We start from the raw sequence: 21,666 nt of genomic DNA, 5'->3' as shown, positions 1-21,666 counted from the left end.
GAAACAGCCACGTCAATCAGGCCGATTTGAAAATCGCCGTATAGCTCTCTCGACATGCTCATAGTCGGCCGACCCAGACAGACCCCAGACCGAAGCCGCCGCCACGTGCTTGGCCGTGAGCTTGTCGATCAGCTCATGTTCCTCCTCATCGAGGAGCTTCCCTCCGGTGACGAGCTGGGTGTAGCGGACAGTGTCGACGATGGCCGATTTCGCCCGCTCATGGGCGAGATAGGTATTCAGATCACGCTCCCAGCCAAGCGTGCACTCCGGGGCCATCTCCCTCACCCACCGAGCGAGTACGGCGTCGCGCTCATCGTCCCGATAGCCCATTTTGTGAAAGTGCACGGCAAGCTCATAGAGCGGATCACCCCACAGGGCGAGTTCCCAATCGAGGAAAGTCACACGATCCGAGCTGAAAATCATATTTTTGCGGTGGACATCCGAATGAACCAGGTGAAATGGACGCGAGGCCAGGGAGGACCACCCATCACGCGCGAGGGCCAGTGGGTCTTCAGGAATTCCGAGGTCCGAGAACAACTGCCCGAACTCCTCGTTGAACATGTCGTAGACGCCCTGTGTGGTGTCCGACAGCACACGCGCGAAAGCACCGGTGTCCCCGTCCTCGGGCCAGGCCTCCGGTAGGCCGGGCAGGCTTTTCCGGGGCACCGCCACAAGTTGGGTGAACAGCTCAACGACCTGGGTCAGGACAACTTCAGGAACGCGTTGTCCTCGTGGCGCAATGTCGTCCAGAACATCGCCGGAGATGAACTCGTGCACCTGATAGGCAGGCGACTCGGAGACCTGCAAAAGCCTGGGAGCATAAGTCACGTAGGGGGCGATCGCGGTCAGGACCTCGTGCTCGGGCCAGATCCGCAGATCGACGTTGTCCGCGCCGTGCAAGGGAATACGCACGATCACCGGCCCGGACGGACCATCGATCCGCACGTTCTTGTTATAAAAACCGCTGGCCCCGGAGTCGGTGAGCGCGGCTCGATAGAGATCGATCGTCATCCCAGCAGCCTCCGCAAGTGATATGTCATACGAGTCTCCAGCGCACTGCGTGAGTCGATCGGCTCAATCGCCGCCCAAGCCTGCCGAGCGGCCTCGCTCACCCTCTCATCGGGCCGGTCAATGACCTCCAGCAACCCGTCAGCGACAACGATCAACGTCGGATAAACCTCGACGGCCAAGAGCTCATCGACAGCCCAGCGGACCGAAACCGCAGCCAGTTCAGGCTGCTCACTACGGACGTGCAGGCATGCCCGGAGCAATTCGGCTCGCGCTCGGCCTGAGCGATATCGGGCCTTCTCCAAAGCGACGCAAGCCGAATCCAACGCGATGGAAGCTTCTCCGAGACGGCCGAGCACCAGCAGCGCCTGACTCAGCGCGCTGTAAGCCTTGCCGACCTCGTGCATCGCCCCAAGGTCGGTATTGGCCTCAATGGCCTCATACGCGACAGCGATAGCGGCGAATGGGTCAGTCCAGGCCAGCAACTCCGCTCGATTAGTTGTGATCAGCGCTTCACCGACGATCGTCCCTGCCTCCCGGTAGTGCCGGGCAGCCTCTTCCATATGACGATCCGCGTCGGTGAAGTCATAGGAGAACCGCAGCGCCAGATGGAGCAGCCGTGCCAGATCTCCGAGAAGCACCCCGTCATCTGGAGGGCACTCCCGCGTGACCTCTCCGGCCAGATCGAAAGCTTGCCGGAAACGGCCCTGAGCCATGTGCAGGTCAGCGGCCCACAGACCGGCGGGGCGTCGCGCCGCACCACCGTGGACGGTCAGTACGTCGGTATAAATGCGCAGCGCTCCGACGGTCTGCCCAGAGATGCGACGCCCATGAGCGGCTGCCACGGCGAGCCGCGCCCCAGCCTCACTGCCCAGTTTCCACTCGCTATCCGGGGTCAACGCATTGATCTGCTCGGAATCACCGAGCAGGACGGCCGCCTCAGCCGCCAGACAGGCCGCGATATCCTCCAGCGCAGAGTCGCCGCCATCGTCCAGGTGGGCGCGCAGATCGGAGATCACTCCCGCGATACCTTGGGTCCCGCCGTACGCGGTCATCCGGTCGGCATAGGCGAGTAGTTCATCGTCACGGAGCATGCACGCATTCAGGCCGTGGAACACCGCTTCACGGATGCCCACTGCGTCCGTGGCCCGCTCGCTCCAGAGAGCGTACAGAGCTCGGTGAGCGTCCTGGGCCATGTCGGGCGAGAGTCGTGCGCACAGCATGTCTGCCATGAGCCGATGCAGTTGAAAGCACCCATCGCCCGCCGGATAAACGAAGGAATAGCCTGTCACCCCCTCCCAGGCCAACCGGCCGCCGGGCAGTTGGAAAGCCACCGCCAACCCCTGGAACAGGCCGTAATCGAAGGTCCGGGTCACGCTCAGCAATTGCAGATAGCGCTTCTCCTCCGCCCCGACATGTTGCAGGAAACGCTGGGCGATTTCACCTTGGGAGACCACGTTGCCGCTGGCCTGACTGTCGGTCGCCAAATGCAGGTAGAACGGCAGGCCGACACTCGCCTGAGCGATCACCTGCCGCTGGGAGGCATCGGTGACCCCACTGTCGGCGAGCAACTCCAGTCGCGCCGCCATCGAAAGCCCCTCAATCGGCGCGTGGCGGACGACCTGCCACCAATCGACGTCGTAGGCCTCCCAACCCAGCGGTTCCCGGCTCGCCACCACAGTCAACCCACGATCGAGCTGTGCGGCCAGATCCCGTAGCCAGACATCATCGACGGCGGTACGGCTAAGCGCTTCATAGGCGTCGATCAGCACGACGTACGGCCTGTCATCACTGCAGGCACGCAGATCTTCGGCAAACAGGAACGTGACGGCATCCACCAGTTCTGCGCCGGAAAGCGCATCCAACTGCCGCAGAGTCTCGTCATCCCGCAGGTGACGGCGGCGCTTACGGGTGGCATTGCCCCTGTCCAGGAGCTTGAGCAGCCCGACTGCGGTGCCGAAGACCGGCACACCCGCGGCGCTGTCAAGCACTTCGCTCAGGACCTCGCTGTGCTCGATGAACGGCAGTCCGTTTCCGGTGAGCCCGAGATGCGGATGAAGTCGCTGCCACAGCACCGCGTAGGCGATGTCATATCGATCGAATCGCGCCCCCTGTTCGCCGAACTGCCCACGCAGTACGGCCAGCGCGTCCTCCTGCTGGCGATGAGCGGGCACCTGCAGGTCCAGCGCCACCACCCGATGGGTCTTCTTGATCCGCTCACCGAACTCGCGCAACAACCGTGATTTACCGATCCCGCCGACGCCCGTGATGTTGAAGATCCTGGGCCCGTAACCGACTTGGGAGAGCTCTTCCTCAAACGCCTCAAAAACGGTCTCACGATTTACAAAACGGCGATGCAATGCCGCAACCCGGCGAAACCGGGGTTCGAGGGGCATTCGACCTCTCTCGACACGAAGGAAATAGAAGGAGCTTGGGAAGCATCTTCAGATAGTTCCCAACCATCAAATCCAGAGAGATCGCCTGCGGTCAACAGATTTCCGATATCTCGGAGCATAAGGTTCTGGCGATTACCGCAGGCTCGATCAAAGCAGCATGCCGGAGTTGCCGACGCTTTCGCTGGCATGGCAACTGACCTCGGATCCGCCAGAGAAGCTGTCGACGGTGTCCCAGATAGGCACGCTGAACCTGACAGAGAACGAGACCGCGTGGGTCGTACGCCCGCTGCGCCTGACCATGCGCTCCTTTCCGCTGGGTCGCTTCAGCAACGGCGATCAACCCTTAGCCGGCTCGCACGGAGGCTTCAGCATCAGGACGCATCCGGGGCGGCCCGAAACAGAGCGGCTACGGCCCGCGCTCCGTACGGCGGAGCAGAAAGGCGCGGAGGTGGGTCGGTGTTCCGGTCGGCATAAAAAAGGGACCGCAACCATCACGCCCGAGCAGGCCGGAGGCCTGGAACACTAGACCGCGACCACGACGGCCGGCCGGAACGCCGACCCACCGCAGCGCGACCACGCCCGCTCCCGCCAGCCACTGAGCGCCCCATTTTCCACATTGCAATGTCTCTCCGTAATCATCCTTATACGATTCGCATACGTTCGTTTTGAGGAGAGACGATGCCGGACGAGGGCCGCCCATATTGAAGGAATCCGGATGCTAAAGATCCGCAGGGCCTCGCATCTGCGATCGGTGATCATAAAGCAACCACGCTTTGAGACGCCCCAGAGCCCCGCTAGTGCTTTGACCGGGAAGGTTCGCCGGGTTGACTGTTCCGTCGATTGTATGTGCGGTGACGTCCATTGATCCGACCGTTAGGGGTGTGGTGATGGAGCTGCCTGGCGACTGGCAAAGCTCCGCGATCTGGTCGAAGAGGCCGAGGGTTCGAACGTATGGCAGGTGTTGGGCTTCAACGGCTCTTCGCAGTTGAGGGTGTAGCCGCAGTGCGCGCGTTGGTGGCCGGGTAGAGGTCGACGTCTTCCGATGATGGAGGCTCTTGCGCCGCTCACCCCAACCACCCTCAACTGCGAGGAGTCACTACAGGAGCGGGCGATGGATAACGAGATTCAGCTGATCAGTGACGGCGATGGACTTGCGGTCATCGGGAACCCGACGGATGTCGAGCACTTCCTCGCCTCAGAGGGACTGTTGTCGTTGTCGAGGGACCTCGGATTGCAAAGGCTCGGACCTCTCCTCCATGCCGGGGCTGGAGTCGCACAGGCGGGTTCTGAAATTGCCGCCAACTCAGGTTGCTGGCTGAAGATGACCAAGGAGTCCGCGCATCTTGTCAGGAAGTTCGGGCTGATGGAAAGCAAGACGCCGGGCGTCAACTATGCGATGGTGGGGAAACCGGGCTCAATCGAGTCATGGCTCCAGATCGCGAAGGGGCCCGGCTCGCTCCTGACCAATCCGGCGATTCTTGCCGGTGCGGCGGGGATTATGGCGCAGCTCGCGAGGCAGCATGAAATGAGCGAGATCAAGAGCTATCTCGCGACGATCGACAAGAAGGTCGACGACGTGCTCCGCGCTCAGAAGGATGCTGAGTTGGCGAAGGTGTTCGGAGCGGGCCTTGACATCGAGTCCGCCATGACCTTTCTAGAACGGAAGTGTCGGGTCGACGATGATACGTGGTCGACCGTACAGGGCAGGACTCATACGATCACGGACGCCCTGGGGTGGGCGCTGGGTCGACTCGACGCACTCGCGGAGAGAGTGGAGAGCACGACCAAGATCGGTGATCTCGCCAAGATAACCAAGAAAGCAGAGCCCAAGGTTCAGGAGTTACTCACCGTTGTGGCTCGTTGCTTCGAACTGCAAGACGCGCTCGACGTGCTGCGACTGGAGCGGGTGCTGGACAAGTCTCCGGACGAACTGGACGGGCATCGACTCGTGCTGAAGGATGACCGGCAGAAGCGGCGGGAACTCATCTTGCAGAAGATCGAGCACCTGATGGCACGCATGGATGCGGCTGCCGGCACGACCAACTCGAATGTGCTCCTGCACTTGCCCGCGCATCGGGCTGTGGTGGGCTCGATCAACCATGTCGGCATCGCCGTCGCTGAATTCCACAGGCCGCTCGGAATCGAGTCTGGTCGACATTCATTGGAGGCGACACGATGGTGGGACGCGACCCGAGACCCGACGCAATTGAAGAACGCGGCCGCAGAGGCGGGGCGCAAAGCGGCCATAGGAGCAGGTGTGGCGGTCGTGGGGGTTGCGGGGGTCTGGGCAAGCCGCGCCGCCCTTGCCCGCGAAGAACGCGGCGAAGAGGAGTGAGCGAGCGCCGCCCGTCAGCCGTATGGGCTCTCGGTTTGGACTGGACAAGTGAGTCTCTCCCACTGGGGATGCCTCGACGGGATCGACCCAGTTCGGCGATCGCCGCACGCCCCGCAGCTACACCCTCAACTGCGAAGAGCCGCTTCAATTCGTGACGCGACTACCTCGTACTTTGACCGCATAGGTTCACCGGCTTGGTCAGGCTGCAACAGAGGGCGTCCGCCCCAGCGGATTCCCTTCTCGCTGCGGATGCGGGCGCGTTCGGATCTCGTTGAACTGGTGGATCACATCACGGACGGTGTCCTCATCGGCCTGCACCAGCTTCGCGATCACCGGTACCCGGCGCACGATCTGCTGCAGCTTCTGCCCCTCCTGGTCGGTCAACCTGCGCACACGGACAAGCTCTGCCACCACACCCCCAACGGTCGGATCAACGGACGTCACCGCACGTCCAACCGCCGGAACAGTCACCCGGCGAACCTTCCCGGTCAAGCACTAACGTGGTCGGCATGACTGATGCGCCTGGGTCCGAACCCCACGAGGTGCCTTCGGGGGCTCCGCGCTACTGGGGCGCGGATGAGTTCATGCATCACGACTTCGGCGACCTCGGCCGCCGTTTCGAGCTTGAGGACGGCTGCATCGTCATGACCCCCGCCCCCTCCATCCGTCACCAGCGCGTCGCCCGGCGCCTCATCAACGCCATCGAGGCATGCCTGCAGGCCGACGGTCTGGACCTGGACGTGGAGGGCCCGGTCAACCACCGTCTCAACTCCGACACCGTGTTCGCTCCCGACATCGCCGTCTTCCGCCGTGACACCGACAGCGATCTCTATGTGGAACCACACGAGATCGAGGTCCTCGCGGAGGTCACGTCCACCAATTCCAACCGTGACCGCCTCACCAAGATGAGCCGATACGCCCGGACCAAATGCGAGTGGTACTGGATCGTCGACCAGAACACCCTCGTCATCGACGTCTACCAGCTCGATGGTGATCTTTACCGGCAGGTGGCCGCGATCGCGCCCGGCACCACCGCCACCCTGCCCGGCCCCGTTCCCCTGACGATCGACCCCGGCACCCTCGCCTGACCACCGCGCTCTCAAATGCCGGGTGACCGTCCGGGTCAGCGGACGGGGTGGCCCGCCTGGCGAAGAGTGTCCTTCACCTCGCCGATCTTGAGCTGGCCGAAGTGGAACACCGACGCGGCCAGGACCGCGTCCGCCCCCGCCTCGACGGCCGGAGGGAAGTGCTCCAGGGAGCCGGCACCGCCGCTGGCGATCACGGGGACCGACACGGCCCGCCGTACGGCGCGGATCATCTCCAGGTCGTAGCCGTCACGGGTGCCGTCGCCGTCCATGGAGTTGAGCAGGATCTCCCCCGCGCCGAGCTCCTCGCCCCTGCGGGCCCACTCGATCGCGTCGATGCCGGTGCCCCGGCGACCGCCATGGGTGGTCACCTCGAAACCGGACGGGGTCGGCGGGCCGTCGACGACCCGGCGGGCGTCCACCGACAGCACGATGCACTGCGCGCCGTACCGCTGCGACGCCTCGGTCAGCAGCTCGGGACGGGCGATGGCGGCGGTGTTCAGGCCCACCTTGTCCGCGCCCGCGCGCAGCAGCCTGTCGACGTCCTCGACCGAGCGCACTCCCCCGCCCACGGTCAGCGGGATGAACACCTGCTCGGCCGTCCGGCTGACCACGTCGTACATCGTGGACCGGTCGGAGCTGGAGGCCGTGATGTCGAGGAACGTCAGCTCGTCGGCGCCTTCGGCGTCGTAGCGGCGGGCCAGCTCGACCGGGTCTCCGGCGTCACGGAGGTTCTCGAAGTTGACGCCCTTGACCACCCGCCCGGCGTCCACGTCCAGGCAGGGGATCACTCGTACCGCGACACTCATCAAAGCTCCTCATCCACGGCAGGCCTCCGCCTCCGCCTCGACCGGCAGCGGCGGGCCACCGCGACCTACGACCGCGACTCTCCCGCGCTCGCAACCTACGACCGCGACTCTTCCCGCGCTCGTGACCAACGGCTGCGACTCTTCCCGCAGCCTACGACCGCGGCTTCCCTCGCCCTCGCGACCCACGACCGCGACTCCCCGCGACCTATGACCGCGACTCCCCGCAACCTACGATCTCACCGCGGCAAGGGCCTCTTCGAGGGTGAACTCCTGCGCGTAGAGCGCCTTCCCCACGATCGCGCCCTCGACGCCGATCGGGACCAGCGAGGCCAGGGCGCGCAGATCGTCCAGGGAGGAGACGCCGCCGCTGGCGACCACCGGCTTGTCGGTGCGGGAGCAGAACTCGCGGAGCAGCTCCAGGTTGGGGCCGAGCAGCGTGCCGTCCTTGGTGACGTCGGTGACGACGTAGCGGGGGCAGCCGTCGCCCTCAAGGCGCTTGAGGACCTCCCACAGGTCGCCGCCCTCCTGGGTCCAGCCGCGGGCGGCGAGGGTGGTCCCGCGCACGTCGAGGCCGATCGCGATGCTGTCGCCGTACTCGGCGATGATCTTGGAGCACCAGGCCGGGTTCTCCAGGGCCGCGGTGCCGATGTTCACCCGGCGGCAGCCGGTGGCCAGCGCGGCCTCCAGGGAGGCGTCGTCGCGGATCCCGCCGGACATCTCCACCTTGACGTCGAGCGCGTCCACGACGGTGGCGAGGAGATCACGGTTGGTACCGCGCCCGAAGGCGGCGTCGAGGTCGACCAGGTGGATCCACTCGGCGCCGGCCTCCTGCCAGGCGAGCGCCGCGGAGAGAGGGTCGCCGTAGGAAGTCTCGGTGCCGGCCGCGCCCTGGACCAGGCGGACCGCCTGGCCGTCGGCGACGTCCACGGCGGGGAGCAGCTCTAGCGACATCTGATCAGGACCTCCGGTCGAAGACAAGGGTGACGATAAGCGGTACGAAGAGCAGCGACAGGACGAAGACCCCGAACCGCGCGCTCCACGAGGACCACAGCAGCCAGGCGATCACCTGGACAATCATGAAAAGCACCGCCACGCCGCCGTTCTGCGCGCGGCGGCGACGGGCGATGATCCCGCCCTGGGAGGCGATCCGGACGGGCCTGCCGGGCAGGAGGGCGGTGACCCTGCCGACCCGCTGGCGGCGCCGCACCAGCTTGGCCTCGCGTTCGGCGACCCGGGCCGCCTGGCGTGCCTGCTCGGCCTCGCGTTCGGCCCTGCGCCGGGCCCGTTCCTTGCTCATGGGAGATCCCACGAGAGGACCGGTAAGGGAACCGGTGAGAGGCTCGACCGAGGACCCGGCTGAAAGCCCTGCCGAGCGCTCACCTGACGGTTCCGAGCCAGTTCGTGAGCAGCTGGGCTCCGGCGTCGCCCGACTTCTCGGGATGGAACTGGGTGGCCGTCAGCGGGCCGTTCTCCACCGCCGCCACAAACGGGACACCGTGCTCCGACCAGGTGACCAGGGGGTCGTCGAAACCCGGCCCCGCCTGGAGCTCCCAGGTCCGCACCCCGTACGAGTGGACGAAGTAGAAGCGTGTGTCCGGGTCGATTCCGGCGAACAGCACGGTGTCGGCGGGCGCCTTGACGGTGTTCCAGCCCATGTGAGGCAGGACCGGCGCCTCGAGGCGCTCCACCGTCCCCGGCCACTCGCCGCAGCCCTCGGTCGTGACGCCGTGCTCGACGCCCGTCTCGAAGAGGATCTGCATGCCGACGCAGATGCCGAGGACCGGCCGCCCCGCCGACAGGCGCCGCCCGATGATGCGCTCACCGCGTACGGCGCGCAGCCCGGTCATGCAGGCGGCGAACGCCCCGACGCCCGGGACGACGAGGCCGTCGGCCTCCATCGCCTCCGTGTAGTCGGAGGTCACCGTGACGTTGGCGCCGACCCGGGCCAGGGCGCGTTCCGCGGAGCGCAGGTTGCCGGAACCGTAGTCCAGAACGGTTATGTTCACCATCGGGGCATCACCACCAGAGCACCGCCGCCGTCGTCGCCAGGGCCGCGAGGGCGCCGAGCAGTATCGCGCCCTTCTTCAGTCCCTGTTTGAAGAACGAGAAGATCCCGCCCACCAGGAAGAGCGCGATGAAGGCCATCGCCGTGGCCGCCCAGTTCTGGCTCACAGCACACCCTTCGTGCTGGGCACGCCGGTGGCGCGGGGGTCGAGCTCGGACGCCTCGCGCAGGGCCCTGGCCAGGGCCTTGAACTGGGCCTCCACGATGTGGTGGGCATTGCGGCCGTAGGGGACGTGGACGTGCAGGCAGATGGCGGCCTGCGCGACGAACGACTCCAGGATGTGCCTGGTCATCGTCGTGTCGTAGTCGGGGCCGATCATCGGGGCCATGCCCTCGGGCTCGCTGTGCACGAGGTACGGGCGGCCGGACAGGTCGACCGTGACCTGGGCGAGGGCCTCGTCCAGCGGGCAGGACGCGTTGCCGAACCTCCGGATGCCGGACTTGTCGCCCAGAGCCTCGCGGAACGCGGCGCCCAGCGCGATCGAGGTGTCCTCGATCGTGTGGTGGGAGTCGATGTGGAGGTCGCCCTCGGTCTTCACGGTCAGGTCGAACAGGCCGTGCTTGCCGAGCTGGTTCAGCATGTGGTCGTAGAACCCGACACCCGTGGACACGTCGACGTTCCCGGTGCCGTCGAGGTTGACCTCGACCAGCACCGAGGTCTCCTTGGTGCCACGCTCCACGCGACCTCGGCGCGGCGCGAACTCACCGGTGGTACTGCTCACAGGGTTCCCTCCAGGGCGGCGCGGAACGCCGCCATCTCCTTGGCCGTTCCGATGGACACTCTCAGCCACTCCGGCGGGCCCACCTCGCGGATCAGCACTCCGTGCTCAAGCATGCCCTGCCAGACCGCGTGCCTATCCGGGAAACGGCCGAACAGCACGAAGTTGGCGTCGGAGTCGGCGACCGTCAGCCCCTTGTCGCGCAGCCACTCCACCGTCGCGTCCCGCTCGGCCCGCAGCAGGTCGACGGTGCCGAGCAGCTCGGTCTGGTGGGCGAGCGCGACGCGCGCCGCCGTCTGGGTGAGCGTCGACAGGTGGTACGGCAGGCGGACCAGGAGCAGCGCCTCGATCACCGCCGGGTCGGCGGCGAGGTAGCCGAGGCGGGTGCCCGCCATGGCGAACGCCTTGGACATCGTCCGCGTGACGATGAGCCGGGGGTGGTCCGGCAGCAGGACCAGCGCCGACGGGGTGCCGGTGCGCGCGAACTCGAAGTAGGCCTCGTCCACGACGACCATGCCCGGCGCGGCCTGGACGATCCTGGCGATCACGGCCGGGTCGAGCGCGGTGCCGGTCGGGTTGTTGGGCGAGGTGAGGAAGACGATGTCGGGCCGGTGCTCCTCGATCGCGGCGACGGCCTTGTCCGGGTCGATCCCGAAGTCGTCCTCGCGCGCCCCGGAGATCCATTCGGTCGAGGAGCCGCTGGTGATGATCGGGTGCATCGAATAGGAGGGCTCGAAGCCCATCGCGGTGCGGCCGTGGCCGCCGAAGGCCTGCAGGATCTGCTGGAGCACCTCGTTGGAGCCGTTGGCGGCCCAGACCTCCTCCGTGGTCAGGTCATGGCCGAGATAGGCGGCCAGGTCCTGGCGGAGCGCGACGGCGTCGCGGTCGGGGTAGCGGTTGAGCCCGGCCGCGCTGTGCCGTACCGCCTCGGCCAGGTCGGTGACCAGGGAGGCGGAGGGGCCGTAGGGGTTCTCGTTGGTGTTGAGCCTGACCGGGACGTCGATCTGGGGCGCGCCGTACGGCGTGCGCCCCCGAAGGTCGTCGCGGATCGGCAGGTCCTCAAGCTTCACGAGGGGATCTCCCAGTCGAAACGCGCACGGACGGCGGCGCCGTGCGCGGGAAGGTCTTCGGCGTCGGCGAGCACGCACACGTGTGCCGCCGCCTCGGCGAGGGCCTCACGGCTGTAGTCGACGACGTGGATGCCCCGCAGGAAGGTCTGCACCGACAGTCCGGAGGAGTGGCAGGCGCAGCCGCCGGTGGGCAGCACGTGGTTGGACCCGGCGAGGTAGTCGCCGAGTGAGACGGGCGCGTACGCGCCGACGAAGATGGCTCCGGCGTTGCGCACCCGGGCGGCCAGCGCGGACGCGCCGGCGGTGTGGATCTCCAGGTGCTCGGCGGCGTAGGCGTCGACGACGCGCAGCCCGGCCTCCATGTCGTCGACGAGGAGGATGCCCGACTGGCGTCCGGACAGGGCCTCGGCGATCCGCTCGCCGTGCTTGGTGGCGGCGACCTGGCGGGGCAGCTCCCGCTCGACGGCCTCGGCCAGTTCGACGGAGTCGGTGACGAGGACGGCTGCGGCGATCGTGTCGTGCTCGGCCTGGCTGATCAGGTCGGCGGCGAGGTGCACCGGGTCGGCCGTGGAGTCGGCGAGGATCGCGATCTCGGTGGGCCCGGCCTCGGAGTCGATGCCGATACGGCCCTTGAGCAGGCGCTTGGCGGCGGCGACCCAGATGTTGCCGGGGCCGGTGACCATGTCGACCCGGGCGCACTCCTCGGTGCCGTAGGCGAACATCGCCACGGCCTGGGCCCCGCCGACGGCGTAGACCTCGTCCACCCCGAGCAGCGCGCACGCGGCCAGGATGGTCGGGTGCGGCAGCCCGCCGAACTCCCGCTGCGCGGGCGAGGAGAGCGCGAGGGAGGAGACCCCGGCCTCCTGGGCGGGGACGACGTTCATGACCACGCTGGAGGGGTACACCGCCCTGCCGCCCGGGACGTACAGGCCCACGCGCTCGACGGGGACCCAGCGCTCGGTGACGGTGCCGCCGGGCACGACCTGGGTGGTGACGTCGGTGCGCCGCTGGTCGCGGTGGACGAGGCGGGCGCGGCGGATCGACTCCTCAAGGGCCGCCCGGATCTTCGGATCGAGCTCCTCCAGCGCCTTGGTGATCGCCTCGGCGGGGACACGGGTGGACTCCAGCTCCACGCCGTCGAACCTGGCGGTCCACTCTCGTACGGCCGCGATCCCGCGATGATGCACGTCCTCGCAGATCGACCGCACCTTCTCCAGGGCGGCCTCAACGTCGAGCTGGGCACGGGGCAGCACGCCATGGAGGTCCTCGGGGAGGGCTCCACGCAGGTCGGTACGGGAAATCACCCGCCCAGTCTACGGAGGGTTGACGCCCGGTCTCATCTTGTCCACCATCCGGACGCTTCATCCTTTCGTTAAACAGCGGAAAATACATTGGGTATTCACTCAAAGGCGCAGAGTTAGGAACGGCACTCCCTCGCCTCGCCGAAGGGGTCCGGACGCACCTCGGCGACGGCGTTTCCCTCGCTCCGGCGGAGGAGAAAGGCGCTCGGTCCGGCTTCGGAGCGCGCATGCGCGAGCGCACTCCTTTACGTTGTAGATCCATTCGATGTCTCACGCCGCCGGTCACGAGTAAGCTGCCAGCCGTGAGTAAGTCGAAGCGCACAGGCGGTCAGGGGACCCCCGCGACGGTGGCGCTGACCCAGGCCAAGGTGGATTTCACCCTTCATCCCTACGAGCACGACGCCGACGCGCAGGCGTACGGCGAGGAGGCGGCCGACGCGCTCGGCGTGCCGTACGAGCAGATCTTCAAGACGCTCGTGGCCGAGGTGGAGAGCGGGTTGGCCGTCGCGGTCGTGCCGGTCGCGGGCAAGCTGGACCTCAAGGCGTTCGCGGCGGCGCTGAAGAGCAAGCGGGCCGCGATGGCCGACGCCACCAAGGTGGAACGCGTCACCGGCTACGTGGTGGGCGGCATCAGCCCCCTGGGGCAGCGCAAACGCCTGCCGACCGTGATCGACGCCTCCGCGCTGGACTTCGCGACGATCTACTTCTCCGCCGGACGGCGCGGGCTGCAGATCGAGACCGCCCCCGCGGAGCTGGCACGGCTCACGCAGGCGATCACCGCGCCCATCGGCAAGACTGGCCAGTGAAGTCCCTCCGCGCCCTGACCGCGTTGTCCCGGGGACACCGACCGGGTCGTCTCGGGGAGAGAACTCACGGGTGAGTCCGGTCGACGCCGTGTGCGGCGCCGAGGGTTTCCCCGGGGAATCCCGGGCAATCCTGGCGAAGGTTGCCGGCGCGCTCAACGACGGCCTTCGGCGAGACTCGGCGCAGGCCGTACCTGATCGGGGGAGCAGATGTTTTACCTGACCGCTACCGAGATGCTCAAGCTGCTGCGCGCGAGGGAGGTCAGCGCGGTCGAGCTGCTCGACGCGCACCTGCGCCGGATCGAGGAGATCAACCCGGACGTCAACGCGATCGTCACGCTGGTGGCCGAACGCGCCCGCGAGGAGGCCCGGGAGGCCGATCGGGACCTGGCGCGGGGGCACTGGCGCGGGCCGCTGCACGGGCTGCCGGTCGCGCACAAGGATCTGACGGACACCGCGGGGATCCGCACCACGTATGGCTCACCGCTCTTCGCCGACCACGTTCCCGCCAAGGACGCGCCGATCGTCCGGCGGATGCGCGAGGCCGGGGCGATCACCGTCGGCAAGACCAACACCCCGGAGTTCGGCACCGGCTCACACACCGTGAACGAGCTGTTCGGCGCCACCCGCAACCCGTACGACCTGTCGAAGTCGGCCGGCGGCAGCAGCGGCGGGGCGGCCGCGGCGCTGGCGACCGGGATGGTGGCCCTGGCCGACGGCTCCGACATGGGCGGCTCGCTGCGCAATCCGGCCTCGTTCTGCAACGTGGCAGGGCTGCGGCCGACGCCGGGGCGGGTGCCGTCGCCGTCGGCGATCGCGGCGTGGTTCACCCTCGGCGTATCGGGGCCGATGGCTCGCACCGCCGAAGACCTGGCGCTGATGATGAGCGCGGTGGCCGGGTTCGACGCCGCCTCTCCCCTGTCGATCACCGAGAGCGGCGCGGTCTTCGCCGAGCCGCTGGAGCTGGACCTGACCGGACTGCGCATCGCGTGGAGCCCTGACCTGGGCGGGCTTCCGGTCGACGCGGAGACGGCGAAGGTCACCGCGGACGCCCCGGCCGTGCTCGAAGGGCTGGGCGCGCGGGTGGAACGGGTGGACCTGGATCTGTCGGACGCCGAGGACGCGTTCCGCGTCTACCGGGCCTGGCACTACGCGTCGTCCTTCGGCGACCTCCCCCAGGACCGCGTGGGGAAGAACGTCCGGTGGAACGTCGAGCGGGGCCGCGAGGTGACCGGGGCCGACCTGGCGCGCGCGGAACGGCTGCGCAGCGGCCTCTACCAGCGGATGGGCGACTTCTTCCGCACCTACGACTTCCTGATCGCCCCGGTCAGCCAGGTGCCGCCGTTCCCGGTGGACGCGCCGTACGTCTCGGAGATCAACGGACAGGCGCTGCCGGACTACCTGGCATGGATGCGTTCCGCCTACTGGATCAGCGTGCTGCACGCCCCCGCGGCGTCGGTGCCGTGCGGGTTCACCGGCGGCGGGCTGCCGGTCGGCGTGCAGATCGTCGGACGCCCCTTCGCCGACATGCAGGTCCTGCGCCTGGCTCACGCGTTCGAGAGCGCCACCGGGCACGGCACCCGCAGACCTACCTGTCGCTGATGTCGTAGCCGGACAGCGGTCCGTAGGGGTCCTCCCCGCCGAACGGACGGCGCAGCGGCGAGTCCCGGTAGCCCGCGACGCTCTCCAGGGCGAAGAAGAGCCCGACGGCGAGCACCGGCCACGCCAGCAACACCCCCTGGGCGGTCAGGTTCAGCGGGCCGGCGATCAGGGACGCGGACGCCCCGGAGGCGGTGACCGTCGCCGCCCCGAGGTTGACCGCCTGGCCGACCACCAGGGCGATGTACGAGCCGAGCAGGCCGCCCGCGGCCAGCCCCAGCACCACGGCGAGCGGACGGCCCCTGCGCGACAGGCTGTAGCCGAGGGCACCGCACGCCAGGCCGAGGGCGCCGGCGATGATGACGAACCAGCCGTCGGCCGCGATGAGCGCCTGGGTGGTGGGGTCGGCCAGCATCGGGCCCTGCTTGGTCATGACGTACGGCGGACGGGGCGCGGCGAGCGACCACAGGACTCCGGCGATCACCCCGGCCAGGCCCAGTGCCAGCACGGTGACAGCGAAGTCACGCGCGTTCCGCAATGTAATACCCCTCACCCTCTGTGTTGATGTGCCCGATGTTACCTATCAGCTCGCCAGGCGCTACCAGAGGTTCCGATGGACTCCAGTTACTCTGTCCAAGTGAACGAAGAGGCATGGCTGATCGAACCCTCCGGACCGCTACGCGGTGACGTCGAGGTGCGTGGTTCCAAGAACGGCGTCTCCAAGCACATGGTCGCCGCCATGCTCGGCATGGGTGAGAGCACGATTCACAACGCGCCCGACGTGGGTGAGGTCGGGATCACCGCGCAGATGCTGCGGGCGCTCGGCATCGACGTGGAGATCACCTCCGGGGAGATCGTCATCTCCCAGGGGCCGCAGATCAATCCCCACGTCCCGGCGGCGTTCACCGGTCTCAACCGGATCCCCATCCTGATGCTGGGCCCGCTGCTGCACCTGGCGGGCGAGGCTTTCGTGCCGCTGGTCGGCGGCGACCCGATCGGGCGCAGGCCCGTCGACTTCCACGTCGAGGCGCTGCGCGCGATGGGCGCCGAGGTCGAGGTGAGCGACACCGGCATCTACGCCAAGGCCAAGCGGCTGCGCGGGACCCGCATCGAGCTGCCCTACCCCAGCGTGGGCGCGACCGAGACGATCCTGATGTCGGCGGTGCTGGCCGAGGGCAAGACCGTGCTCAAGGGCGCGGCCATGGAGCCCGAGGTGGTGGAGCTCGCCCTGTTCCTGCAGCGCATGGGCGCGCGCATCGAGCTCAGCCCGGACCGGCGCATCGTGATCGAGGGGGTGGACCGCCTGCACGGCGCGTCCACCTGGCTGAACGGTGACCGGATCGAGGCGTTCTCCTACCTGGCGGCCGGGCTGATCACCGGCGGGCAGGTGCGGGTGCACGGCTGCCCGCAGGACCGGCTGGTCACCGCGATCACCACCCTGGCCCGGATGGGCGCCGAGATGGACATCACCGACGACTACCTGTCGGCGTCGGCGCCGAACGGGCTGCGGGCGGCGGCGGTGCAGACCGACACCCACCCGGGGTTCATGACCGACTGGCAGACGCCTCTGATGGTGCTGTTCACGCAGGCCCAGGGCATGTCGGTGCTGCACGAGACGGTGTTCGAGAACCGCCTCGTCTACGTGCCCGCCCTGCAGAAGATGGGCTGCGAGATCGAGGTCTTCGACGTGTGCCTCGGCGGTCCGGCCTGCCGCTACCACGACACCAACGCCAAGCACTCGGCGGTCGTTCGCGGTGTGTCGAAGCTGAGCGGCGCCGACGTGACCCTGCCGGACATCCGGGCCGGGTTCTCCGCCGTGCTCGCGGCGGCCGCGGCGGAGGGCACCTCCACCCTGCGCGGGGTGCACCACATCGAACGGGGCTACCACCGGCCGTTCGAGCAGTTCGCCTCGCTGGGCCTGAAGATCAGTAGAGAAAAGGTGCAGGACGGGTAAGGATTCGCAATCGGGTGTTTGTAGGTGATCACCCGGTTGCACCTTACTATGCGTGACATTGCGACGCGAGGAGAGACGGAGGCCCTCCGCGTGCCTGCGCGGGCTGGTGACCTGCGGTGTGCTCGGCGGGCTGCTGGCGGCGATGGCGGCGCTGCCCCTGGTCGGCACCGTGGGGCTCACCGCCAACAAGGTCACGACCACCCTCATCGACCTGCCACCGAGCCCGCGCGAGGACCCGCTCTCCCAGCGCACCGTGCTCCTGGACAGGCGCGGTAAGCAGTTCGCCCAGTTCTACAAGCAGAACCGGACGCTCGTGAAGCTCGACCAGGTCGCCCCGGTCATGCGCGACGCGATCGTGGCGATCGAGGACGCCCGGTTCTACGAGCACGCGGGCCTGGACATCAAGGGGACGCTGCGGGCGCTGGTGACCAACACCCAGGCGGGCGAGGTGCGGCAGGGAGGATCCTCGCTCACCCAGCAGCTCGTGAAGAACATCCTGGTCGAGAACTCCGAGAGCGACAACGAGCGCGACCAGGCCCGCGCGCCGAGCATCCAGCGCAAGATCACCGAGCTGCGGTACGCGCTGGCGATGGAGAAGAAGTACAGCAAGGCCGAGATCCTGGAGCGGTATCTCAACATCGCCTACTTCGGCGCGGGGGCCTTCGGGGTGGAGGCCGCGGCTCAGCGCTTCTTCTCGATCCCGGCGTCGAAACTGTCCCTGTCACAGGCGGCGACGCTGGCCGGCGCGGTGCGGGCGCCGTACTCGACCGATCCGTCGCTGGGCAAACAGCGTCGTGAGCGCCTGCGGGAGCGCAGGGACATCGTCCTGGACCGGATGGCCCAGCTCTCGTACGCCCCCCAGCCCAAGGTCGCCGCCGCCAAGCGGCGTCCCCTGAGCATCCATCTCAAGCCGGAGCCGGGTGGCTGCGCCGAGAGCTCCTATCCCTATTTCTGCCTCTACGTCCATCGGGAGCTGCTGACCAACCCCGCCTTCGGCCCGAGCCGTCCGGAGCGGGAGCGGCGCCTGGCCAGGGGCGGCCTCGTACTGCACACCACCCTGGACCCGCAGGACCAGCGGGCCGCGCAACGCGCCATCTCCTCGCGGGTCGGCCAGCGCGACACCGAGGTCGCGGCCGAGGCCATGGTCGAGCCGGGCACCGGACGGATCAGGGCACTGGCCGCGAGCAAGAAGTACGGCCGCGACTCCGGCAAGGACAACAACGGTCCCAGCACCACCTTCAACCTTCCCGTGGACGTGGCGCACGGCGGCGGCCAGGGCTTCCAGGCGGGGTCCACGTTCAAGGTGTTCACCTTGGCGACCGCGCTGAGCAAGGGCTGGCGGTTCGACGACGGTTTCATGACGCCGGGCATGTTCGTGCCTCGCCAGGGCTTCACCAACTGCAACGGCCGCAAGGTCAACGCCCCCACGGCCAAGATCTTCAACGCCAGCGGCGAGGGCTCGGGCGGCCCGCAGAGCATCTACACCGGCACCTGGAAGTCGGTGAACATCTTCTACATGATGCTGGAGCAGCGGGTGGGCCTCTGCTCGGTGGTCAAGACCGCCAGAGCGCTCGGGATCGCCCGCGCCGACGGCACCCCGCTGCGTGAGGTCCCGACCTTCACCCTCGGCGTGAACGAGATGGATCCGCTGACGGTGGCGGCCGCGTTCGCCGCGTTCGGCGCACGGGGCCGCTACTGCCGCCCGATGGCCATCATGGACATCATCGAACGGGACGGCACGCGTGTGGCGGTCCGGCCGAGCTGCAAGAGGGCGGTCGAGCGCGACGTGGCCGACGCGGTGAACCACGTGCTGTCCGGGGTGTTCACCAAGGGCACCATGACGGGTCAGGACATCGGCCGCGACGCGGCGGGCAAGACCGGCACCAACAACGGCTACACCTCCGCCTGGTTCGCCGGATACACCCCCGACCTGGCCGCCGCGGTCAGCGTGGGCGACATCCGCGGCTCCTACAAACATCCGCTGACCGGCGTGCAGATCGGCGACGAGTACTACGGCGCGGTCCAGGGCGCCTCTCTCCCGGGACCGATCTGGGTGTCGTCGATGACCCGGGCTCTGCGCAACGTCTCCCCGACCTCCTTCCACCACCCGGACATGGGACGGTTCGGCGGCGGGTTCACCCCCGGCATGAAGGAGGCGCTGGAGGCCGAACGCCGCGAGGACGAGGAGGAGGGCCGCAGCGACGAGGGGCGCGCGCACCGCGTCACCGGTCGGCGCAAGCACATGGGGCAGCGCGGCTGAACGCGGGAACACCGCACGCGAGGACGCCGTACGCGGAGGGAGCGTCGCCCTCGCCGAGCTGCTCAACCCTGCCGCGTGCCCTCTCGCAGACCCCGGCCAAACAGGGATCAAACTCAACCCAAAGGAAAAATAACACTCCGGGGTTGGTCGGGTGCATACTGGAGCGATTCGCCGATCGTGGCGGTATGTTCTTGTCCGGAAAGCAGCAAACCGGCGCTCCGATCTGGCCTGTCTCCCTTCTGTCCCGCCGAAGCGGTGATCACAGGAGGATCGGACGGACACCGGCCTGGAACAGCGATCCACCCCCCGAACACCGACAGCCCTCTGGGCGAGCAAGTGGAGAACGTCAATGACCGCTGAACCCCCCTACCAGAACCAGTACGGCCAGAACCCCTACGAGGCCGCTCCGCCGCCTCTCCCCGAGCTGGCCTTCTGGTGGGAGCGTCTCCTTGCCCGCCTGATCGACGGCATCATCCTGGGCGTCGTCGTCCGGATCATCATCACCCCGATCATCACGGGGCTGTTCCCCGCCGCCTCGTTCCTCGGGCTGCTGGTCTCGGCCATCCTGGGATTCGTGATCTACGGGGCCTACGAGTACTTCCAGATCACCCGGGACGGGCAGACCCTCGGCAAGAAGCTCCTGAAGATCCGCATCACCACGGTGGGCGCCGGCGTCCAGGGCGGGCTCGACTCGGAGACCGCCCTCAAGCGGACCGCCGTGCTCTGGGGACCGCAGCTGCTCACCTTCAATGCCCTCCTCACCTTCATCGGTGGCATCTTCAGCCTGGTGAACGTTCTGTCCCAGTTCTGGGACAAGCCGCTCAGGCAGTGCCTGCACGACAAGGTGGCGAACACCGTCGTCGTACGGATGCCCCACTGAACGACACGTCCCGCGGCCGCATCGGCCTTCGCGACAGGTGACCCGTCGGTCCCCACGGCACGCACACCGCCGTACGGGACCGACGGGTTTCCCTTGTGACCGCTTCCCCTGGGCCGACGGCGCCGGTGAGGTCGGCCACGTCGCGCTCGACCGCCCTCCTGCGATTCGACCGGATCGCCACGCGTGCCGTCCCGTTCGATGACGGCCATCGGGTGGCGAAGGCGCTCCCGTCCGGTCTGCTGACCGTCACAGGATGACCGGCGGCGAATTCAGCCCCGGTGAGTCGTCATGCGTTCCTCCGCGAGGTGCAGGCCCGCCTCGATGACGGCGTTCATGATGAGGGCGAGACGTTCCTCACCGAGGGTGGGGGCCCGGCGGGCCATGTCGGCGACCAGGCGGCGCTCGCGGTCCATGTCGCGACCGGCGAAGCCGCCGACGGGCTTGAGCCGCTGGATGGTGCCCGCGAGCTCGGCCCGGCGTTCCAGGAGGACGGCGAGGGCCGCGTCGACGCGGTCGATGGCATCGCGGGCGGTCAGCAGGGAGTCGGGGTCCTCCCTGCGGGTGACGGCTCCGACGATCTTCACGGCCTCGTGGGCGGCGAGGGCCTCCTGCTCGGTGGCGCCGGGAGACAGGAGCAGGCCGTCGGCACCGGCGGCGACCGCGGCGGCGGCCAGGGCGGGGTCACCGCCGAGGTCGGCCAGGACGGGTCGGCCGGACTTCTCACGGGCGGCGCGCATCAGGGCCAGGTCGAGGGTGACCCCGCCCAGGTGCGTACGGCTGCCGCTCTCGCAGAGCACCACGCTGTCGTTGCCCTCGGCCACGCAGTAGTCGGCGATGGCCAGCCACTCCTCCAGGGTCGCGGAGGGGGCACGCTGGACGAGCACGGGAAGGCCGAGCCGGGCGACCGCGCGGACCAGCTGGAAGTCCTGCATCCAGGCCGCGCCGACCACCACGCCCGCGGCGTTCGCGGCGATCTCCGGCAGATCCGCCACCGAGAACGGCTCCACCAGGACGGGCCCGGACCAGTCGGCGCGGACCGCCGCCACCGATTCGGCCGCGGGGACGCGCCCGTGGTGGTCACGCAGGTTGATCCAGCGGGCGTCCGCCCCGGCGCCGCCGATCACCACGACGGGTCCCGCCCCCACCGCGAGTGTTCCCAGCTCCACGGCTCCACGCTCCAGGCGTGCGGTCAACGACATCTCGGCTCCCATGGTCAGCCGGCGCACATCCCGCGAGCCGGCGGGTTCGTCAGAAAACAGAAAAGGCAGAGACGATGTGTCTCTGCCTCGTGCCGGCTCCGGATGGTCACTGAATCACGCTGTCACGACCGGCCCTCCGGAGCCGGCACGATAAACGCTGAACAGCAAGTCATGCGCCCAACGA

Annotated in this window: 21 protein-coding genes and 1 pseudogene; 8 read left to right on the top strand and 14 right to left on the bottom strand. The window is 68.0% G+C overall.

The annotated features are described in order from the left end of the window. Nucleotides 1–12: 12 nt before the first annotated feature. The gene (locus tag DKM19_RS12745) at nt 13–1,011 is read right to left on the bottom strand and encodes an aminoglycoside phosphotransferase family protein (RefSeq protein ID WP_110695875.1); all 999 of its coding nucleotides are present in this window, start codon (nt 1,009–1,011) and stop codon (nt 13–15) included. After that, nucleotides 1,008–3,404 carry an ATP-binding protein gene (locus tag DKM19_RS12740; RefSeq protein ID WP_110695874.1) on the bottom strand — a complete coding sequence of 799 codons (2,397 nt, stop codon included), beginning with the start codon at nt 3,402–3,404 and terminating at the stop codon, nt 1,008–1,010. Before DKM19_RS12740 ends, DKM19_RS12745 begins: the two co-directional genes overlap by 4 nt. Nucleotides 3,405–3,561: 157 nt before the next feature. On the opposite strand from DKM19_RS12740, the gene DKM19_RS49405 reads away from it, so the two are divergent. Continuing rightward, a complete protein-coding gene (locus DKM19_RS49405; RefSeq protein ID WP_162641454.1) occupies nt 3,562–3,930 on the top strand; it encodes a hypothetical protein in 369 nt (122 codons plus the stop codon). Nucleotides 3,931–4,515: 585 nt separating this feature from the next. Continuing rightward, on the top strand, nt 4,516–5,739 hold the full coding sequence (locus DKM19_RS12730; RefSeq protein ID WP_110695872.1) for a hypothetical protein: 1,224 nt from the start codon (nt 4,516–4,518) through the stop codon (nt 5,737–5,739). 198 nt (nt 5,740–5,937) lie between these two features. Here the strand turns inward: DKM19_RS12730 and DKM19_RS51595 are convergent, their stop codons facing one another. After that, nucleotides 5,938–6,210, bottom strand: coding sequence for a hypothetical protein (locus tag DKM19_RS51595; RefSeq protein ID WP_239514215.1), 273 nt, complete (start codon nt 6,208–6,210; stop codon nt 5,938–5,940). Between the two features lie 38 nt (nt 6,211–6,248). Here DKM19_RS51595 and DKM19_RS12720 point away from each other — a divergent pair, with 38 nt between their 5' ends. After that, nucleotides 6,249–6,827 (top strand): Uma2 family endonuclease, encoded by a 579-nt coding sequence (locus tag DKM19_RS12720; protein ID WP_162641453.1) that lies wholly within the window; start codon nt 6,249–6,251, stop codon nt 6,825–6,827. A 35-nt stretch (nt 6,828–6,862) separates the two neighbouring features. Here the strand turns inward: DKM19_RS12720 and hisF are convergent, their stop codons facing one another. The 8 genes from hisF to hisD form a co-directional block, all read right to left on the bottom strand. Then, nucleotides 6,863–7,633 (bottom strand): imidazole glycerol phosphate synthase subunit HisF, encoded by a 771-nt coding sequence (gene hisF / locus DKM19_RS12715; RefSeq protein WP_110695870.1) that lies wholly within the window; start codon nt 7,631–7,633, stop codon nt 6,863–6,865. Nucleotides 7,634–7,861: 228 nt separating this feature from the next. Further along, complete coding sequence (priA, locus tag DKM19_RS12710; protein ID WP_110695869.1) at nt 7,862–8,584, bottom strand: bifunctional 1-(5-phosphoribosyl)-5-((5-phosphoribosylamino)methylideneamino)imidazole-4-carboxamide isomerase/phosphoribosylanthranilate isomerase PriA; 723 nt, start codon at nt 8,582–8,584, stop codon at nt 7,862–7,864. Nucleotides 8,585–8,588: 4 nt separating this feature from the next. Beyond that, a complete protein-coding gene (locus DKM19_RS12705; protein WP_110695868.1) occupies nt 8,589–8,930 on the bottom strand; it encodes a hypothetical protein in 342 nt (113 codons plus the stop codon). Nucleotides 8,931–9,009: 79 nt separating this feature from the next. Beyond that, nucleotides 9,010–9,642, bottom strand: coding sequence for an imidazole glycerol phosphate synthase subunit HisH (gene hisH, locus DKM19_RS12700; RefSeq protein WP_110695867.1), 633 nt, complete (start codon nt 9,640–9,642; stop codon nt 9,010–9,012). Nucleotides 9,643–9,649: 7 nt separating this feature from the next. Next, on the bottom strand, nt 9,650–9,805 hold the full coding sequence (locus DKM19_RS50605) for a hypothetical protein (RefSeq protein ID WP_204358771.1): 156 nt from the start codon (nt 9,803–9,805) through the stop codon (nt 9,650–9,652). Next, nucleotides 9,802–10,419 carry an imidazoleglycerol-phosphate dehydratase HisB gene (hisB, locus tag DKM19_RS12695; RefSeq protein WP_089206131.1) on the bottom strand — a complete coding sequence of 206 codons (618 nt, stop codon included), beginning with the start codon at nt 10,417–10,419 and terminating at the stop codon, nt 9,802–9,804. Before hisB ends, DKM19_RS50605 begins: the two co-directional genes overlap by 4 nt. Continuing rightward, nucleotides 10,416–11,486, bottom strand: a complete 1,071-nt coding sequence (locus DKM19_RS12690) for a histidinol-phosphate transaminase (protein WP_110695866.1) — start codon at nt 11,484–11,486, stop codon at nt 10,416–10,418. The genes hisB and DKM19_RS12690 overlap by 4 nt, the downstream gene beginning before the upstream one ends. Beyond that, nucleotides 11,483–12,790 carry a histidinol dehydrogenase gene (gene hisD / locus DKM19_RS12685; protein ID WP_110695865.1) on the bottom strand — a complete coding sequence of 436 codons (1,308 nt, stop codon included), beginning with the start codon at nt 12,788–12,790 and terminating at the stop codon, nt 11,483–11,485. Before hisD ends, DKM19_RS12690 begins: the two co-directional genes overlap by 4 nt. Nucleotides 12,791–13,089: 299 nt before the next feature. Between hisD and ybaK the strand changes: the two genes are divergently transcribed. Together ybaK and DKM19_RS12675 are read left to right on the top strand one after the other, a co-directional pair. Beyond that, a complete protein-coding gene (gene ybaK, locus DKM19_RS12680; protein WP_110695864.1) occupies nt 13,090–13,593 on the top strand; it encodes a Cys-tRNA(Pro) deacylase in 504 nt (167 codons plus the stop codon). A 207-nt stretch (nt 13,594–13,800) separates the two neighbouring features. Continuing rightward, a complete protein-coding gene (locus tag DKM19_RS12675) occupies nt 13,801–15,192 on the top strand; it encodes an amidase (protein ID WP_110695863.1) in 1,392 nt (463 codons plus the stop codon). Here DKM19_RS12675 and DKM19_RS12670 read toward each other — a convergent pair. Next, a complete protein-coding gene (locus DKM19_RS12670) occupies nt 15,179–15,727 on the bottom strand; it encodes a hypothetical protein (protein WP_110695862.1) in 549 nt (182 codons plus the stop codon). The two genes, DKM19_RS12675 and DKM19_RS12670, sit on opposite strands and share 14 nt — an antisense overlap. A gap of 99 nt (nt 15,728–15,826) precedes the next feature. Here DKM19_RS12670 and murA point away from each other — a divergent pair, with 99 nt between their 5' ends. The 3 genes from murA to DKM19_RS12655 all read left to right on the top strand — a co-directional run bounded on the left by murA (nt 15,827) and on the right by DKM19_RS12655 (nt 20,283). Further along, nucleotides 15,827–17,143 carry a UDP-N-acetylglucosamine 1-carboxyvinyltransferase gene (gene murA / locus DKM19_RS12665; protein ID WP_089206137.1) on the top strand — a complete coding sequence of 439 codons (1,317 nt, stop codon included), beginning with the start codon at nt 15,827–15,829 and terminating at the stop codon, nt 17,141–17,143. 52 nt (nt 17,144–17,195) lie between these two features. Then, complete coding sequence (locus DKM19_RS12660; protein WP_110695861.1) at nt 17,196–19,403, top strand: transglycosylase domain-containing protein; 2,208 nt, start codon at nt 17,196–17,198, stop codon at nt 19,401–19,403. 349 nt (nt 19,404–19,752) lie between these two features. Beyond that, nucleotides 19,753–20,283 carry an RDD family protein gene (locus tag DKM19_RS12655; RefSeq protein ID WP_110695860.1) on the top strand — a complete coding sequence of 177 codons (531 nt, stop codon included), beginning with the start codon at nt 19,753–19,755 and terminating at the stop codon, nt 20,281–20,283. A gap of 269 nt (nt 20,284–20,552) precedes the next feature. Here the strand turns inward: DKM19_RS12655 and DKM19_RS51590 are convergent, their stop codons facing one another. Together DKM19_RS51590 and DKM19_RS51585 are read right to left on the bottom strand one after the other, a co-directional pair. Continuing rightward, complete coding sequence (locus tag DKM19_RS51590; protein ID WP_239514437.1) at nt 20,553–20,861, bottom strand: chorismate mutase; 309 nt, start codon at nt 20,859–20,861, stop codon at nt 20,553–20,555. A gap of 123 nt (nt 20,862–20,984) precedes the next feature. Next, a pseudogene (locus DKM19_RS51585) lies at nt 20,985–21,482 on the bottom strand (3-deoxy-D-arabinoheptulosonate-7-phosphate synthase); the annotation flags it as partial. Nucleotides 21,483–21,666 lie beyond the last annotated feature (184 nt).

Origin of the sequence: Streptosporangium sp. 'caverna', from assembly GCF_003203775.1 — a bacterium.
Taxonomy (GTDB): domain Bacteria; phylum Actinomycetota; class Actinomycetes; order Streptosporangiales; family Streptosporangiaceae; genus Streptosporangium; species Streptosporangium subroseum.
The sequence above is the reverse complement of the archived record's forward strand: the minus strand, read 5'-3'. Positions and strand labels throughout refer to the sequence as shown.

What these genes read in the sequence shown, in the direction of transcription:
- DKM19_RS12745 (WP_110695875.1), bottom strand. Translation starts at nt 1,011, where the DNA reads ATGACGATCGATCTCTATCGAGCCGCGCTCACCGACTCCGGGGCCAGC.
- DKM19_RS12740 (WP_110695874.1), bottom strand. Translation starts at nt 3,404, where the DNA reads ATGCCCCTCGAACCCCGGTTTCGCCGGGTTGCGGCATTGCATCGCCGT.
- DKM19_RS49405 (WP_162641454.1), top strand. Translation starts at nt 3,562, where the DNA reads ATGCCGGAGTTGCCGACGCTTTCGCTGGCATGGCAACTGACCTCGGAT.
- DKM19_RS12730 (WP_110695872.1), top strand. Translation starts at nt 4,516, where the DNA reads ATGGATAACGAGATTCAGCTGATCAGTGACGGCGATGGACTTGCGGTC.
- DKM19_RS12720 (WP_162641453.1), top strand. Translation starts at nt 6,249, where the DNA reads ATGACTGATGCGCCTGGGTCCGAACCCCACGAGGTGCCTTCGGGGGCT.
- hisF (WP_110695870.1), bottom strand. Translation starts at nt 7,633, where the DNA reads ATGAGTGTCGCGGTACGAGTGATCCCCTGCCTGGACGTGGACGCCGGG.
- priA (WP_110695869.1), bottom strand. Translation starts at nt 8,584, where the DNA reads ATGTCGCTAGAGCTGCTCCCCGCCGTGGACGTCGCCGACGGCCAGGCG.
- DKM19_RS12705 (WP_110695868.1), bottom strand. Translation starts at nt 8,930, where the DNA reads ATGAGCAAGGAACGGGCCCGGCGCAGGGCCGAACGCGAGGCCGAGCAG.
- hisH (WP_110695867.1), bottom strand. Translation starts at nt 9,642, where the DNA reads ATGGTGAACATAACCGTTCTGGACTACGGTTCCGGCAACCTGCGCTCC.
- DKM19_RS12675 (WP_110695863.1), top strand. Translation starts at nt 13,801, where the DNA reads ATGTTTTACCTGACCGCTACCGAGATGCTCAAGCTGCTGCGCGCGAGG.
- DKM19_RS12655 (WP_110695860.1), top strand. Translation starts at nt 19,753, where the DNA reads ATGACCGCTGAACCCCCCTACCAGAACCAGTACGGCCAGAACCCCTAC.